Source organism: Aliiroseovarius sp. B-4 (genome assembly GCF_056857795.1).
Genome location: NZ_JBSXNV010000032.1, coordinates 119,465 through 133,957 on the forward strand (window position 1 = coordinate 119,465; position 14,493 = coordinate 133,957).

Genomic DNA, 14,493 nt, shown 5'->3' on the forward strand with positions numbered 1-14,493 from the left:
TTTACTGAATGGATTTCAGCGCCGGATAAGCCCTGCGGAAAGCCTGATGGGCCGCGGCGAACGCCTCCATCTTCTCGGTATCCGGCAGGATTTCGACTTGTATCTCTGGCGGCGTGATGACGCTTTCCGGCGCGACACCGGTGGCTGCGATCCGGCCCAGTCGTGCCGCTCCCAGCGCAGCGCCGAACTCGCCTGATGCGGGCAGTTGAACCGGCACACCCAGCACGGTTGCCAACAGGTTCACCCAGTATCGCGACGCGGTTCCGCCACCGATGGCGATGATCTTGTCCAGCTTGGCATCAGTGCCGGTCAGCGCGTCGAAACTGTCGCGCAACCCGAACGCCACGCCTTCAAGCACAGCGCGGGTCATGTCCTGCCGCGTGGTTCCTGCGGACAAGCCTGTAAACCCGCCGCGAATTTCAGCGTCATTGTGAGGTGTCCGTTCACCGGACAGATAGGGCAGGAACCGAACCGCACCGGGTGGGTGCAACACATTGCCAAGAAGCGCGGTCAGCTTCGCCGGTTTTTCGCCAGTAATCCGCGCCAGCCAGTTCAGACTGTCGGTCGCCGACAACATGACGCCCATCTGAAACCACCGCCCCGGCACCGCATGACAAAACGTGTGCACGGCGGTCTCTGGCGCAGGTGCGTATCCATCGCGCGCAGCCAGAAGCACCCCGGACGTGCCCAGCGAGACAAACCCCTGCCCTTCATTCAACGCGCCGATGCCACAGGCAGCGGCGGCATTGTCCCCTGCCCCGCCCGCCACGGTCACAGAACCGCTCAACCCCCATTTCCTGGCCAGCTTTTGGCGCATCCCTCCCGCCACTTCTGACCCTTCGACCAACCGGGGCATCTGATCCGGCCGCATGTGGCTGGCCTCAAGCAACCGCTCGGACCACTGACGCTTGCCAACATCCAGCCACGACGTGCCAGCACTGTCCGACATGTCCGCCACATATTCACCGGTCAGATAGTAGTTCAGATAGGCCGCGGGCAGCAGAACCTTGGCAGTCTGTGCAAAAATCTCGGGTTCATGGCGGCGCACCCATTCCAGCTTGGGTGCCGTGAAGCCGGGGAATACGATGTTGCCGGATCGTGCCCGAACATCCGGCATTGCATCCAGCACCGCCGCCTCAGCCGCAGATCGCGTGTCATTCCACAGAATACAGGGGCGCAAAACCTTGCCCGCCGCATCAAGCAGCGTGGCGCCATGCATATGCCCGGCAACCCCGATCCCGCGCAGATCGGCAAACCCGGGGAACGTCGCCCGCAATTCGTCCATCGCACTGTCAAATGCTGCGATCCACTGGGCGGGGTCCTGTTCGGACCAACCGGGATGGGGATGTGTCGCGGCATAGCTCCGCTCGACCGCGCCAAGCGGCGTGCCCTCTGCATCGACCAACAAAGCACGCAGGCCAGAGGTGCCAAGATCAATCCCCAGAAATGTCATCGAATGTCCTTTCCGCCATACCCCGAATACCCTTCATGCCCCGCTGAAACGTGCCTCGGCACGAGGCGGCTCGCAAGACAAATAGCGCGAATGTCTGCTTAACTGCCGGACCCGCGATAATCCACGACGACAGGATAATGGTCCGACGGCCAGACCGGGTCGAGCCGTTCTCGGACCACCATGGCTTCGCCAATCGGCTGAAGCTTTTCAGTATGGGCAATATGATCTATCGCCCCAAATAAGTTCAGACCCCGATCCAGATGATAAGTTGCCCCCTTCACCGGCACAAAGGTCAAACCAGCCTGTTCAAGCTTGTCATGCAACGATGACCCGGCAAGTGCATTCAGATCGCCCGCAAGAATCACCGCCTCGTTTCCAGCGATCCACGGCGCCATTCGATCGGTCATCAGAGCAACGGATCTTGTGCGGTTTTCACCACTGGAATAATCCAGATGCACATTCACCACGCGAAATTCCGCATCGTTTTGTCGGTCCCGGAACACAGCCCAGGATACGAATGCGGGGTAAGACCCGTCAAAGGTGCGGGAATAGATGACATCGGGCGTTTCAGACAGAAAGAACCACCCTTGCTCCAACAAATCGAACCGTTCGGTGCGATAGAAGATCGGTTGCGTTGAGGGAAAGACCCTCCAATCACCGACTGCCGCCGCACTGTAGTCCGGGTTTGTATCCAACAGCCACGACCGCGCCAGATTGACGGTATCGTCATCGCTGCCCTCGAACGTCTCCATCTCCTGAAATGCGACGATGTCTGCCTCAAGGGCTGCGAAAGTAGCGGCAAGCGGCGCTTTGCGCTGATGCCATCGTTCCAGACCCCACCGCCCGTCGTCACGCCGCGCCATGATGTAATGGACGTTCCACGTGGCAACGCGCAGTGCATTCGCTGACGGCGAGACCAGCCCCGGCCCGCGTGATTGCCAAAGATATTGGGCACCCACGGTCGCGACCAGGACCAGTATCAACACCGAAACGATTATCAGGGATTTTCTCATCTCAGATCACAACCGGCAGATCAATCGATACGCGCAAGCCGCCTTCGTCCCGGTTGGTCAAAGCAATCTCTCCGCCATGGGCTGCGATAATGCCGCGTGCAATCGACAGCCCCAGTCCCGCGCCGCCCGTTTCAAGATTGCGGCTCAACTCGCCGCGGACAAAGGGTTCAAACATGGATTCACGGTCAGCGACAGGGATACCCGGCCCGTCATCGTCGATGGTGATCACTGCCCGGTGCCGCCGGACGTGCAGTGACAGGCGGGCGGCACCGCCATAGCGGGTGGCGTTGTCGATCAGGTTTCTGAACGCACGCGCAAGCGCAACCGGGCGCGCGGTGATCGTAACGGCGTCACCGGGGGCAAGGATCGCGCCCTGCTCGTCACACAGACGTGCCAACAGATCGCGCAGTTGAACCTGCTCGGCTGACTCAGCCTCTCTCGCGCCCTGGGCATAAGATACCAGCCCGTTCGCCATTACCGTCATTTCATCCAGCGTTCGGATCATCGCTGCGCCGTCTGGATCATCCAGAAGCTCGGCCCGAATCCTCAGACTGGTGATCGGGGTGCGCAGATCATGACCCACCGCGGCCAAGGTCCGCATCCGTTCAGCATCGAACCGGGCGATGCGGGATTGCATGTCGTTAAACGCAGCGGCAGCCTCGCGCATTTCGCGCGGCCCTTCCTCGGCCACATGAGCGGACCGGTCGCCATTGCCCGCGGCCCGCGCCGCCGTTGCCAGTTCACGAAGCGGTCGCGTCAGGCGGCGCAGAAACAGCAGCGACACCCCCAATACCGCGACAAGCGACAGACCCAGAACGATAAAGAAGACCTCTTCATCCAGCCCCGGCGGACGGGGGCGTTCCCCCCGTGACCGCACGTTTAACCATTGCGTTGTCCCGCCATCGGGCGATGCCAACAGGATCGAAACGGCAATGCTTTCGCTGCGATGACCGCCATCGCGATCCGGGCGCACCAAGATCGCGGCTTGAACGCGTCGTCCGTCCAGCGCATCCGTCAGGTCCTTGGTCAAAGCCGTTGATCGTGGTGCGGTCGGAACCTCTGTTACCACCGGTTCAGGGTCGACCGAAACGCGCGAAAACCGGGTGGACGCGTCGCGTGCGATGGCATGGCGCGAACCAGGCTCGGCTGCCTCGATGGCCGGAACAAGCGACACGATGCGCTCTGCCTCCCGCTCGATCAACGCGGCCCGATCCAGGCGACCCCTCTCGATCGACAGCAGCGCCAGCGCGATCAAGTTGGCGACCACAAGCGCCACGGTCAGCAGCAGGGCAAACCGGCCCGCGACCCCATCGGGTAAAAATCGACGCAAGGCGTTCATTCTGCTTCGACGTCGGCGGCCAGACGGTATCCGCCGCCCCATTCCGTGACGATCAGCTTCGGCACTTTCGGGTCTTCCTCGATCTTGCGGCGCAAACGACTGACCGTGTTATCTATGGCACGGTCATAGGCCTTGGCATCCCGCCCAACCGTCAGATCCAACAGTCGATCACGGTTGAGCACCGTGTTGGGATGGTCTGCCAGTACCGCCAGAAGACGGCTTTCGCCTGTTGTCAGCTCGATATCGCGCCCGTCTTGGTGAACCAGCCGATGGGTGGTCGGGTCATGGGTCCAACCTGCAATCCGTGCCCGTCCCGTCGGCACCTTCGGCTCGGGCGGCGGCGCGCGTCGCAAGACGGCCCGGATACGCGCAAGCAACTCGCGCGGGTTGAATGGTTTGACGACGTAGTCATCGGCTCCCAGTTCAAGACCCACGATCCTGTCAGTCTCATCCGCCATCGCCGTCAACAGGATCACAGGCGGACCACCGCGCCCAACAAGCCAGCGGCACAGGCTCAGCCCGTCTTCGCCCGGCATCATCACGTCCAGAACAATCAGCGCCAGGTTCGCTTCCTCGATGATCCGGCGCGCTTCACCGGCATTTGCAGCCAGTTCTGTACGAAACCCTTGCTTGTGCAGGTACTGACCCAGCGGCTCGCGAATGTCGCGCGCATCATCAACGATTAAAATTTTCGGCTCAGACGCGTCCAACGGCTTCTCCTTTCGCGTGTTATAAGACAGTCGTAGCTGCATTGGGGGTGCATGCCTAGTATACGCACCCACCCAACAGGCCCTGATTTGTCGCAAAATGTGTCAAACCCCTGGGCCGCGACAACTGGCGACAAAATCGGGTTCGCCCTGACAAACCTTTTCGCGTCATCAGGTCCATATCGAGATCACCGGACGCGACATGCGTCCTCAATATCTCAGGATCGAAAAGGATCACACAATGAAAACGACCAAAATTCTTCCCATCGGATTTCTGACGCTTGGCCTGATCGGATCCGGGGTGATGATCGCGACTGCCCAAAACCTGCCGCCGCTGACCCCGGACGATCAAGCACAGGTCCAGATGCAATCCCAGAAACCAATGCAACGCGCCGATTATCGTGACGGCAAAGCAGGCCGCGACAGTGGCAAGGGCGACCGCATGGGTCGTCATGAAAAGCGTGGTGGCCACGGGATGCGTGGCGGTGATGGCATGAGAGGTGGCGGCGAAATGTTTCGCGGCCTGTTCGCCCAGATAGACGCCGACGGAAACGGTTCGGTCACGCAGGAAGAGGTCAACGCTTTTCGCGCCGCGAAAGTGACCGAGGCCGATGTTTCGGGTGACGGTGCCCTGTCGATCGAAGAATTCGATACGCTCTACCGCGAATTCACCCGCTCGCGCATGGTCGATATGTTCCAGGATCTCGACGCGGATGGCGATGGCGTGATCAGCCCTGAAGAAGCCGACGCTCGCTTCGGAGATGTCGTGAACCGTATGGATCGCGACAATGACGGTGCACTGACCCTGACCGACAAGGCAGGTCGCCGCTGATCGACTGCGCATAAACAGCGGGCGGGCTGACTGGGCCGCCCGATACAGTTATGGAGCATCGAACATGCACGGACATCAACAACCCCACCCCGTGAAAACATCACCAATAACCGACGGTCCCACCCATTTCGGATCGGTGTCGAAGATCAACCACTGGATCACCGCAGCAATCTTTCTGGGCGCATTGGGCCTTGGCATCTTCATCGAAAACAGCGAGCTGCCGCGCGAGGCGGTCAGCCCATATATGCAATGGCATAAAGCTTTTGGCGTCAGTGTTCTGATCTATGGCCTGTGGCGTGTTGGCTGGCGGGTGGCGAACGGGTTCCCAAAACCAGTCGAACAGATGCCAGCCTGGCAAGACAGAACCGCGAAAGTGGTGCATGTTGGACTGCTGACGGCGATCCTTGCGATGCCCATCTCGGGCATCCTCATGTCCATCGCAGGCGGGCGCGATTTGTCCATCTGGGGGCTGACCCTGTTGCCGTCTCTGGGCAAGATCGAATGGCTGGACACCGTCGCCAAGGCAGTCCACGAAACCGCACCCCCGGTGATCCTGCTTATGTTGGCGCTGCATATCTTTGGCGCGTTGAAGCATCATTTCATTGATCGAGACACCACCCTGCGTCGCATGACAGCCGGTTAGGACCGGTAATTTGTGTGGAAGTTGCATTCATTCCAACCGCACGCGCCGTAAGAGAATCATGACGCGTGTGCTAAACTTGGTAAAGGCGACACCGCGAGGTGGCGATCTTGGCTACTCCCGGATCATGCAACCAACCATATTCAAGCAACAGAGGAGAAAAAATGACAGACCAACCTCAACGCAAGCGTGCGTCTGATTTCGATCCGCGCATTCTGGAAGTCTTCGATGGATACGTGCACGGCAAACTCAGCAAACGCGAATTTATTGCCAAGGCGGGCCGCTATGCTGCCGCCGGTGTTACAGGCGCGATGATCTTTGAACAGCTTCAGCCGAATTATGCTTTGGCCCAACAGGTCGCGCCGGACGACCCGGATATTGAAACCGAGGTCATCGAATATGAAAGCCCCGAAGGTCACGGCATGATCCGCGGTCTTATGGCCCGCCCAGCGGGTGCCGAAGGCCCTCTGCCCGCTGTTCTGGTCGTGCACGAGAACCGAGGTCTCAACCCCTATATCGAAGATGTGGTGCGCCGCACAGCCAAGGCCGGATATCTCGCGCTTGGGCCGGATGGGCTAACGCCACTTGGCGGCTATCCCGGCACGGACGACGAAGGCCGCGAGATGCAGCGACAGCTTGATGGCGCAAAACTGATGGAAGATTTCTTTGCCGCCTTCGAATACCTTCGCGACCATCAGGGCAGCACGGGTCGCGTCGGATGTGTCGGCTTCTGCTATGGCGGCGGCGTCAGCAACGCGCTGGCAGTGGCCTATCCCGATCTTGCCGCGTCGGTGCCGTTCTATGGCCGGCAACCCGCCGCCGAAGACGTGCCGCAGATCCAGGCCCCGCTGCTGATCCACTATGCGGAACTGGATGAACGGATCAACGCGGGCTGGGACGCTTATAAGGCGGCGCTGGATGAAAACGGAAAGGGCTATACCGTCCACTTCTATCCGGGCGTCAACCACGGCTTCCACAACGACACCACCCCGCGCTATGACGAAGATGCGGCAACTCTGGCGTGGGAGCGGACACTGGCCTTCTTCGACACCCATCTGACCGCCAGCTAGACGGTGCACCGGTCATCAAATAAGACAAAGCCCCGGCCCATCCGCGACCGGGGCTTTTCTGTTGGCCCACACTGGCACCAATCCCACAGCGGTCCGTTATCTCTTTGGCTTGCTTGTCTAAGTTCGGCTTTAATGCCAGAACATGAAAACCCGGCAAACGCGAGGAGGCGGCAGAAACCGCCCAACGCCAAGACGAAAGAGCCGCCTGATGAGCAAACTGATCTATATCCTCAACGGCCCGAACCTGAACCTGTTGGGCAATCGGCAACCTGACCTCTATGGGCACGAGACTCTGGCCGATATCGAAGCGCAATGTCAGACGGTCGCGGCATCTGCCGGTCTGTCGCAAAAGATGCTGCAATCCAACCACGAAGGTCAGATTGTCGATTGGATTCACGAGGCGCGGGAAGACGCCGCCGGGATCATCATCAACCCCGGTGCGCTCACGCATTATTCCATCGCAGTGCTGGACGCGCTGAACGCCTTTGATGGCCCGGTGATCGAGGTTCATGTCAGTCAGGTCCACAAACGCGAGCCCTTCCGGCACAAATCCTTCGTCAGCCTTCGCGCCGATGCGGTTATGGCCGGGTTCGGCACGCACGGATATGCCCTTGCCATGCAGCATATGGCCCATCTTCTGGGCGGCAAGTAACTAGGCCGGGGCCGCATCGGCGCACCTGCGCTGTGTGTCCCCCACCTGCCGGACAATCGCCCCGACCTCCATCAGTTTTTCAGCCAACGGATTGGTCTTGCGCCACACCATGCCGATGCTGCGCGCGGGGCTGGGTGGCGTGAATCGGGCGATGGAAACCTGCGCCTGCCGCGTTTCCAGTGGCAACGCCATTTCGGGGATCAGCGTCACGCCCATCCCCGCCCCGACCATCTGCACCAGCGTTGACAGCGAACTGCCCTCCATCAAATAGCGTGGTTTGGTGGTTGAAACCTCGCAGAAGCTCAGCGCCTGATCGCGGAAGCAATGCCCCTCCTCCAACAGCAGCAATCGCATGTCCTGAAGCTTTTCCGGGCTGGGCACGGGTTTATCCGCCTCGCTAACCGGACGCACCAGCACGAAATCTTCCTTGAACAGCGCAAATTCCTGCAACGCGGGCTCGGAAATCGGAAGGGCGACAATGGCCGCATCAAGCCGCGAGTCAAGCAGATCAGCGATCAGTGACCTGGTAACGGACTCGCGCGGGTAAAGCTCCAGCGTGGGCAATTGGGTCGACAACGCAGCCATCACCTGTGGCAAAAGATAAGGCGCGACCGTCGGAATGATCCCAAGCCGCAACTGCCCCGCAAGCGGCCCCATGGCCGACCGCGCAAGATCGTCCAGCTCGCCCACCTGCACCAGTATCTTGCGCGCCCGATCCAAAAACGCTGTGCCAAGGCTGGTCAAACGGATGTTCCGCGATCCGCGTTCGACCAGCGGCGAACCAAGCATCGCCTCCAATTCCTTGATCTGCACCGATAGCGCGGGCTGCGAGATCCCACAGGCATCCGCAGCACGGCCAAAATGGGCATGGCGCGCGAGGGCATCGAAATATCGAAGATGCTTCAGGGTCAGACCGATCATAACCAAAGGTTATCGCTTCTGTAAGAATAATCAATTGGGATTTATAATTCAGTCGCGTTAGACTCATTCTAAGCTACGGAATCGCCGTAGCAATCATCCGATAGGGAGTAGATTATGGACGGAGACAACGTGATGAAGGGCGGCGGTTGCCCGGTCATGCATGGCGGCAACACCGGAATGGACAACCACCCGGCAAAATGGTGGCCCAAAACGCTGAACATAAGCATCCTGCATCAGCACGATGCGCGATCAAATCCCATGGATCCCGACTACAACCACCGCGAAGCTGTTAAGGCTCTGGATTTTCAAGGCGTCTGGGACGACGTCGACAAACTGCTGACCGACAGCCAAAGCTGGTGGCCCGCCGACTGGGGGCATTATGGCGGGTTGTTCATCCGACTGTCATGGCATGTCGCCGGATCGTATCGTCTGGGCGATGGGCGCGGCGGTGCGGGCACCGGCAACCTGCGGTTTGAACCGCTGAACTCTTGGCCCGACAACGCCAGCCTTGATAAGGCGCGGCGCATCCTTTGGCCGGTGAAAAAGAAATACGGCAACGCGCTGTCCTGGGCCGACCTTCTGGTGCTGGCCGGGACGGTGGCCTATTCCAATATGGGTCTGAAAGTCTATGGCTTCGCCTTTGGGCGTGAAGACATCTGGGCGCCCGAGCTGGACATCAACTGGGGTGAAGACAGCGAAATGCTGGCCCCCACGGACGAACGGATCACCGATCTGGATGATGCAGACTCGCTCTATGATCCGCTTGCGGCGTCGCATATGGGCCTGATCTATGTGAACCCCGAAGGTGTGAACGGCGTGCCCGATCCCGCAAAGACGGGTAAATTCGTGCGCATGACATTCGCACGCATGGCGATGAACGACGAAGAAACCGCCGCCCTGACAGTGGGCGGACACACGGTTGGGAAAGCGCATGGTGGTCTGGCCGCAGATCAAGTCGGACCCGCCCCTGCGGGCTGCGATCTTGAGGCCGGCGGTTTTGGTTGGGCTGATCCCGGCTTCGACGGCAACGCCAACACAGCGCATACATCGGGGCTGGAAGGAGCTTGGACCACCAACCCGACCAAGTGGGACAATGGCTATCTTGACCTCTTGTTCGGCTATGAATGGGAGGTCAAGAAATCCCGCGCAGGTGCCAATCAGTGGGAACCGATCAACATCGCAGAAGAGCACAAGGTGCCGGACGCAACGGATCCTTCGATCAAGCACAACCCGATCATGACCGACGCGGATATGGCGATGAAGGTCGACCCGATCTATCGCGAAATTTGCGAACGGTTCCACAAAGACCCGGCATATCTGGCCGAAACCTTTGCCAAGGCATGGTTCAAGCTGACCCACCGGGACATGGGACCGAAGGCCAACTATATCGGTCCCTTCGTCCCCGAAGGCGATTTGATCTGGCAAGATCCGGTGCCCGCTGGGTCGACCGATTACGATGTTGACGCGGTGAAGGCAAAGATCGCCAAAAGCGGCCTGAGCATGGCCGAGATGATTGCCACCGCATGGGACAGCGCCCGCACCTATCGCGGCTCGGATATGCGCGGCGGGGCCAATGGTGCCCGCATCCGGCTTGCTCCGCAGAAAGACTGGCCGGGCAACGAACCGAAACGGCTGGCCAAGGTGCTGGGCATCCTTGAACCCATCGCTGCCGAGACCGGCGCGTCCATCGCCGACGTGATCGTTCTGGCCGGCAATGTCGGGGTCGAACAGGCGATCAAGGCCGCCGGGTCGGACGTTTCTGTGCCCTTCACCCCCGGTCGTGGTGACGCCACGGACGCGCAAACAGATGCTGATAGCTTCTCGGTGCTTGAACCCGTCGCGGATGGCTTCCGCAACTGGAAACGCGACGACCTGCCCGTCCACGCGGAAGAGCTGTTGCTCGACCGGGCGCAGCTTCTGGGCCTGACCGGGCCTGAAATGACCGCGCTTGTCGGTGGGCTTCGTGTGCTGGGCGTCAACTATGGCGGCTCGAAACACGGGGTCTTCAGCCAGCGGGAAGGCCAGCTGACCACCGACTTCTTCCAGGTGCTGACCGATATGAGCTACAAATGGGTTCCCGCCAGCGAAGATGGCACTTACGAGTTGCAGGACCGCCAGACAGGCGCGGTGAAATACACCGCAACCCGCGCTGATCTTGTGTTCGGATCAAACTCGATCCTGCGCGCCTATGCAGAAGTCTATGCTCAGGATGACAATGAAGCGAAATTCGTGCGCGACTTCGTGGCCGCCTGGACCAAGGTGATGAACGCCGACCGCTTCGATCTTCTGGCGTAAGAAACAGGGGCCGGGCGGATCAAACTTCGCCCGGCCCTTGCGCTTTCACTATGTCCGCGCCGCCTCAAAGGCTGACCACGCGGCTTCGAAGGCGTCAAAGTCGAACCCTTCCTGACGTGCTGGGTCCAGCACAAGTTTCTCGGTGTCCAACAGGCGCCGGATTGCGGCTTCCAAATCAGGCAATACGTCGGGCGGAATGACGAGCGCACCGTGGCGGTCGGCATGGACCAGATCGCCATCCGCGATGGTCAACCCGAAGACCGTCACCGGTTGCGCAATATCCTTTACATGGACGAACCCATGGCTGGGACCGATGGAGCCTGCAATCACCGGAAACCCGTCGGGCAGATCGCCAAGGTCACGCATAACCCCGTTGGTCAGCGCACCGGACAGGCCGAAACCCTTATGCACCGTCGTGTTGATCTCGCCCCAATAGGCGCCGATGCACCGGGGGAAATCCACGTCTTCAATCACCGCCAGCGCGGGGCGCGAACCTTGTGACATATGGCGGTAATAGTCCATGCGCCGTGCCTTGATGACTTCGGGCGCCTCGGTCGGCGGCGCGACGGCGGCGATCCGAGCGGTGCGGGCATAGCCCACAATGGCCGGGGCATCAGGGTGCGAGGCCAGCATCGTGCCACGGGTAAACGCGTCAAAGCCACGTTTGCCCTGCGCCACCTCGATGGCGTTGCAAACGGTGGGTGTATCGACCCGTTGCAGCATGGTCAAAAGAGTGTTGTCCATTCAGTCCTCCAGCCAGCGCGCCAGCGCCGCGTTGGTTTTTTCGGGTTGCTCCAGCGTCGGCAGATGCCCCGCGCCGTCGATGATTTCAAGGTGAGCATCAGGGATCAGGCCCGCCATCAATTCGTGCCGCGCCGCAGGACATAAAGTGTCATCCCGCCCGCACAGGACCAGCGCCGGAAGCTGCGTCGCCCGCAAGGTTTCAGCCTGATCGGGCCGGCCCATCAAAGCCCGCGACTGTGTCAAAAACACATGCGGACCAAGGTCCAGCGCCATCTCCATGCACAGATCGAGGATTTCCTGCCGGCGCGGGCCGTCGCTCAGGTAATTTGGCTTCATCTCGTCACGCATGACATGCGCCAGTTGGCCCTCGCGCACCTTTTGCATTTGCGGAAAACGACGGGCTTTGACGGCATCGGTTTCAGCCAACGGGTTGGTGTCCAGAAGGGCGATCCGCTCGACCCGATCGCGGGCCTGGCGCAATACTTCCATCGCGACGATGCCGCCCATGGACAGACCGGCCAGGGCAAAGCGCGGCGGGGCATCCGACAGCACAGCCTCGGCCAGTCGTTCAACGCGGTCATGTTCGGTGATGGGGGCGCTAACCACCATCCGCTGACCCGAAAAAGCGGCGAATTGCGGCGCAAACAGCCGCGCATCGCACATCATTCCGGGAAGCAGCACAAGGGGCGTCATTTGATCAGCGCGGCCCCCTCGGCCAAGGCCGAAAGCTTGGCATAGGCGATGTCAGGGTCGACAGCGCCAAAGCCCGCAAACGTGCCGAAACCACAGTCCGAACCCGCGATCACCCGATCCGCGCCGACAATGTCGGTGAACCGCTGGATGCGTTGCGCGACAAGTTCAGGATGCTCGACGAAATTGGTGGTGGTGTCGACGACGCCGGGCACCAGAATCTTGTTATCTGGGATGTCGCCATTGCGGTCGCGGAACGTGGTCCATTCATGCCCGTGGCGCGGGTTCGAGGTTTCAAACAGCACATAGCGCGATTTCGTTGCCATCAGCGTGTCGAACATCTTGGCCATCGGAATGTCGCAGCAATGCGGCCCCTCGTAATTGCCCCAGCAGATATGCACCCGCACCTTGTCGGCAGGGACGTCCAACAGCGCGTGGTTCAACGCCTCGACATGCAGGTTCGCGACCTTGATGAACTCGTCATCCGTCAAGTCGGTGAACAGCATGTGGCGCGACAGGGCAAGGTCGGGGCAATCCAGTTGCAGGTCCAGCCCCGAGGCCACGATGGTCTCGTATTCCGCCTTCATCGCGTCGGCCAGCGCGGCCAGATAAGCCTCGCGCGATGTGTAGTAGTCATTCTGAAGGAACAGCGAGATCACACCGGGGCTGGCGGCGTTCATGAAGCCGCGCTCTGCCCCATGTTCGTCCATCGCGGCTTTCAGGTTCGCGATGTCCTTTTCAAGCTCGCCCTGACCTTTTGATTTCACCTCACCCACGCACATGGGGCGTGCATATTGTGGGGTGCCGCCATCATCGGCCAGCCGTTTCAGGAAGCCCGGAAACATTTTCAGGTCGGCCGGCGCATTGCGCGGGCTGTCGCCGTCAAACCCGGTATAGCGGTCCTTGACATAGGTGGCGTAAGAGATCTTCGACGTCTCACCGTCCGATACGATGTCAATCCCCGCCACCACCTGTTTGCGCACGGTGTCGGACACGGCCTGTGTCATGCAGGCATCGAACGCGTCGGGGTCATAGGCGGTGCCGTTCTCACGGGCGAAGATGAAATCCACCACCTTCTGACTGCGCGGCAAGGAGCCCACATGGGTTGTTTTGATACGTGTCATAATGGGCTCCTCACAGTTTCTTATTTGCCAGACCAGGTCAGGCCCGCCGGATCATCAGTCGTGCGGACACGATAAAGGCTCGCCTCGCCTGTCATGGACGGCGCAAGCGCATGGGACTCGCCCGGATTGATCAGACAGGTGTCGCCGGGGTTCAGCACGGTTTCCCCGCCCTCATACCGCAGTTTCCAATGACCACGCATGGGCATCAGAACCGTGGGTTTGTCGTGGCTGTGCATTTCGTCGGGGATCGAGCCGCGGGTCAGGAACTCAACCTCGAACCCCGGTTTGTCGCGCAAAAGCCCATCCTCGCCGATGACTTTCGCGGGTTTCTTGCCCGCCAGCGCCATCAAGTCCCAATACCGGGCGACATAGTCGCGCACGACATTTTCGACCGGCACTTCGGGGAAGGCCTTCAGCTCTTCTTCGGTCAGAAGTGGCATGGGTTTCACACCATCGGGCAGGCTTTGACCCTTCTTGGAGTCGTAAAGCGCACCGTTATCGCCCAACACAAGCCCATGGTCCTTGGCGTCTTCGATCACCTGCGGGGCCCAGGTCACGCCGCCGCCCGCGTCGTCGCCGCCCAACACAGCCATGATCATGCCATAGTCGGTGCCGATGTTTTCAAATCCGCGAAAAATGCCGGTGGGGATGTTGAAAATATCGCCTTCTTCGGCCACGAATTCGCCCGCTGTGCCATAGCGGCCCCAGAAGAACCGCCAACGTCCCTTGAGGACAAAGAACACCTCGGCGGTGGTATGGGAATGCAGCGAGTTGCGGCATTTCGGCGGTTGCCCCGCCGCGCCGATGTTGAAGCCGATCTGATCGGTGATGTGAACGTGCTGATCTGGGCTTTCACTGACGCCGCCGCCGATGATGGTGAAGTTTTCCTTCTGGTCCGAGCCCGGCGTGTGGGCGTCGATGAAGGCGGTTTTGCAGGGTTGCAGCTCGCCATAGCGAACGATGCGGTCTTGGATGTTGCTCATTGGTCTGTCTCCTATCGGGTTGGGTTTGTG

The 14,493-nt window shown here is 60.3% G+C and carries 14 protein-coding genes; 5 read left to right on the forward strand and 9 right to left on the reverse strand.

Features of this window, described 5'->3' with window-relative positions:
* Position 1: 1 nt before the first annotated feature.
* The 4 genes from xylB to AC13C8_RS06880 all read right to left on the reverse strand — a co-directional run bounded on the left by xylB (position 2) and on the right by AC13C8_RS06880 (position 4,515).
* Complete coding sequence (gene xylB, locus AC13C8_RS06865; protein ID WP_482846829.1) at positions 2-1,453, reverse strand: xylulokinase; 1,452 nt, start codon at positions 1,451-1,453, stop codon at positions 2-4.
* Positions 1,454-1,551: 98 nt separating this feature from the next.
* The gene (locus AC13C8_RS06870; protein WP_482846830.1) at positions 1,552-2,439 is read right to left on the reverse strand and encodes an endonuclease/exonuclease/phosphatase family protein; all 888 of its coding nucleotides are present in this window, start codon (positions 2,437-2,439) and stop codon (positions 1,552-1,554) included.
* 28 nt (positions 2,440-2,467) lie between these two features.
* Positions 2,468-3,805 carry an ATP-binding protein gene (locus tag AC13C8_RS06875; RefSeq protein ID WP_482846831.1) on the reverse strand — a complete coding sequence of 446 codons (1,338 nt, stop codon included), beginning with the start codon at positions 3,803-3,805 and terminating at the stop codon, positions 2,468-2,470.
* Complete coding sequence (locus AC13C8_RS06880) at positions 3,802-4,515, reverse strand: response regulator (RefSeq protein WP_091433199.1); 714 nt, start codon at positions 4,513-4,515, stop codon at positions 3,802-3,804. The genes AC13C8_RS06875 and AC13C8_RS06880 overlap by 4 nt, the downstream gene beginning before the upstream one ends.
* Before the next feature lie 238 nt (positions 4,516-4,753).
* On the opposite strand from AC13C8_RS06880, the gene AC13C8_RS06885 reads away from it, so the two are divergent.
* From AC13C8_RS06885 to aroQ, 4 genes are all read left to right on the forward strand, one after another.
* Entirely contained in the window at positions 4,754-5,344 is a 591-nt protein-coding gene (locus tag AC13C8_RS06885; RefSeq protein WP_482846832.1) for an EF-hand domain-containing protein, read from the forward strand.
* 91 nt (positions 5,345-5,435) lie between these two features.
* Positions 5,436-5,987, forward strand: coding sequence for a cytochrome b (locus AC13C8_RS06890; RefSeq protein WP_482846833.1), 552 nt, complete (start codon positions 5,436-5,438; stop codon positions 5,985-5,987).
* Between the two features lie 161 nt (positions 5,988-6,148).
* Positions 6,149-7,054 carry a YghX family hydrolase gene (gene yghX, locus AC13C8_RS06895; protein WP_091432866.1) on the forward strand — a complete coding sequence of 302 codons (906 nt, stop codon included), beginning with the start codon at positions 6,149-6,151 and terminating at the stop codon, positions 7,052-7,054.
* 208 nt (positions 7,055-7,262) lie between these two features.
* Positions 7,263-7,706, forward strand: coding sequence for a type II 3-dehydroquinate dehydratase (gene aroQ / locus AC13C8_RS06900; protein WP_482846834.1), 444 nt, complete (start codon positions 7,263-7,265; stop codon positions 7,704-7,706).
* Here the strand turns inward: aroQ and AC13C8_RS06905 are convergent, their stop codons facing one another.
* On the reverse strand, positions 7,707-8,627 hold the full coding sequence (locus AC13C8_RS06905; protein ID WP_482846835.1) for a hydrogen peroxide-inducible genes activator: 921 nt from the start codon (positions 8,625-8,627) through the stop codon (positions 7,707-7,709). It abuts the gene before it with no gap.
* Between the two features lie 114 nt (positions 8,628-8,741).
* Between AC13C8_RS06905 and katG the strand changes: the two genes are divergently transcribed.
* Positions 8,742-10,922: a catalase/peroxidase HPI gene (gene katG / locus AC13C8_RS06910; protein WP_482846836.1), complete on the forward strand. Its 2,181-nt coding sequence runs from the start codon at positions 8,742-8,744 to the stop codon at positions 10,920-10,922.
* Between the two features lie 48 nt (positions 10,923-10,970).
* Here katG and AC13C8_RS06915 read toward each other — a convergent pair whose 3' ends face one another.
* The 4 genes from AC13C8_RS06915 to AC13C8_RS06930 are packed head-to-tail and all read right to left on the reverse strand — an operon-like array spanning position 10,971 to position 14,463.
* Positions 10,971-11,666 carry an RraA family protein gene (locus AC13C8_RS06915; RefSeq protein ID WP_091432854.1) on the reverse strand — a complete coding sequence of 232 codons (696 nt, stop codon included), beginning with the start codon at positions 11,664-11,666 and terminating at the stop codon, positions 10,971-10,973.
* Complete coding sequence (locus AC13C8_RS06920) at positions 11,667-12,359, reverse strand: alpha/beta fold hydrolase (RefSeq protein WP_482846837.1); 693 nt, start codon at positions 12,357-12,359, stop codon at positions 11,667-11,669.
* A complete protein-coding gene (locus AC13C8_RS06925; protein WP_482846838.1) occupies positions 12,356-13,480 on the reverse strand; it encodes a cobalamin-independent methionine synthase II family protein in 1,125 nt (374 codons plus the stop codon). Before AC13C8_RS06925 ends, AC13C8_RS06920 begins: the two co-directional genes overlap by 4 nt.
* Positions 13,481-13,500: 20 nt before the next feature.
* Positions 13,501-14,463, reverse strand: a complete 963-nt coding sequence (locus tag AC13C8_RS06930) for a cupin domain-containing protein (protein ID WP_482846839.1) — start codon at positions 14,461-14,463, stop codon at positions 13,501-13,503.
* Between the last annotated feature and the right edge of the window lie 30 nt (positions 14,464-14,493).